3 protein-coding genes are annotated in these 1714 nt (G+C 41.5%); all 3 read left to right on the top strand.

Going from position 1 to position 1714, the window contains the following annotated elements; translation table 11 throughout:
- The first annotated feature begins 17 nt into the window (after window positions 1–17).
- A complete protein-coding gene (locus HT737_RS29275; RefSeq protein ID WP_374011214.1) occupies window positions 18–209 on the top strand; it encodes a DNA cytosine methyltransferase in 192 nt (63 codons plus the stop codon).
- Window positions 206–1306: a DUF3883 domain-containing protein gene (locus tag HT737_RS29270; RefSeq protein ID WP_182404566.1), complete on the top strand. Its 1101-nt coding sequence runs from the start codon at window positions 206–208 to the stop codon at window positions 1304–1306. Before HT737_RS29275 ends, HT737_RS29270 begins: the two co-directional genes overlap by 4 nt.
- Window positions 1307–1472: 166 nt before the next feature.
- Window positions 1473–1714, top strand: a 242-nt coding sequence (locus HT737_RS31455) for a hypothetical protein (protein WP_220459568.1), incomplete at its 3' end; no start/stop codon positions are given.

Here is a 1714-nt window from a genome sequence, read left to right as displayed (position 1 = left end):
AAGATGGTTATTCTCACATACATTACGATAGCACGCAGGCTCGAACGATATCTGTCCGTGAAGCTGCACGTCTTCAATCCTTTCCCGATGGGTTTACATTTTCCGGAAGTATGAATCCTGCTTTTAAACAGGTAGGTAACGCGGTCCCTCCATTGCTATCGTTTGCTTTGGCAACTGAAATTATGCGGAATATCAGGGGGGGTATATGAGTAAGATAGCAATAAAGCGCCTGACTAAGTCTGATCTAACTTTGTTCTCCTGGCATTTTAAGGAAATGAATTCAGGTAATCAGAAGGCAATAAATCTGAACGCAAATGTTTTTGTTGATGAACTCTATCCAGATCTTCCTGAAATATCTGCGCAGCGAGGGAAAACATCTTTTCTAATCGACTTAAGTATTTATGGTCCCGCTGGTGCGCCGCGACACTCGCTAGCTCGAAAAATAGTTAAGGGAGCCGCGTATAAAAATTGGCGATTGAATGGTGAGTTTGTAGAGAATCCATTCGACTCCCCAACTCGCTACAATGACTTAAGAGAGGGGGATTTTGCGATACTTATCTTCGGCGGAGAATCCGTGCCTGAAGATCTAAAAATAATTATGGTTTGTGCTCGGCTTTTAGCAGATTCAGAACTGCATGCTAGAATTGTTTCTGAGATGGGCGCAGAGTCGATGCGGGCATTTAGTGCTTATCAACTTGAGGAAATTGTTGATCATGCAGATATAGAAGAGTCGCACGCCGCAAGAGTTATGGATATTGCTGGTGCGCTGGAAGATGCTGCTTGTGGGGGGGTGGTAGGGGTAGAGACGCTCAAGAAATGGAGCTCCAAACGTCTTGTTTCGAAAGACGATCTTCGACGCGCTCGTGATAAAGTTGATATAACAGGTTTTATAGGGGAAGAGTTTGTCGATTATTATCTCGGTTGTCTGCAGTTGTCAGGAGATATCAGTAGCTACAGATGGGCCTCTAATGAAAATGCGGTCGAAGCTTTTGATTTTGTAATACAAGACAATCTATATATTGATGTAAAGTCTACGGTAGGTGGTTTTAATCAAAAAATCCATGTTTCGATAAATGAACTTTTGCATATGAAGGAGTTTGCTAATTATCGGATTTATCGGATTTATGGTATTGATAAAAAGAAAGCTAAGTTGAGGATATCCAGCCCGTTGCGAAGTTTTGCGATAGCGATTCTTCAGAAGCTTGATCCTGTATTTGATGGTGTGCGAGTAGATAATATTTCTGTGTCACCTAGTATTCTTGAGTTCGGCGATGAGATTGAGATCGAAATATTTTCTTTGGGCTAGTGGGGCTGGGGCGCGACTGGCAGAATACTTGTTTTAAGCTATAAAAATGAGACTCTCAGTTGCTCCCTTACTTTCTATAGTCTATAACTATAATTTATTGATCTTAAGATTTTTTGTTTTTGTAGGGTTTTACATTTTTTTGACTGCGTTTGACTCTGGAGGTCGTATGCGGATTATCGCAATGTCAGTAGGGTTTGATAAGGTAATTAAGAGTAGGTTTATAAATGCGGAGGCTGATTATGATTTTGCTATTCAGTATCTAGTGCCGCGTACGGGAGAGTTTACTGCCCAGCGAGTAATGCAGAATCAGAAGTTTTATGATCGGTTGGCGAAAGACATTGTAAATGGTTGTATTATGCCTCCGCTTACTCTTGCAATTATAGCTGAACCGGATTCATGCGGGGAAAG

The organism is Pseudomonas sp. MD195_PC81_125 (assembly GCF_014060985.1).
Classification (GTDB): domain Bacteria; phylum Pseudomonadota; class Gammaproteobacteria; order Pseudomonadales; family Pseudomonadaceae; genus Aquipseudomonas; species Aquipseudomonas parakoreensis.
The sequence above is the reverse complement of the archived record's forward strand: the minus strand, read 5'-3'. Positions and strand labels throughout refer to the sequence as shown.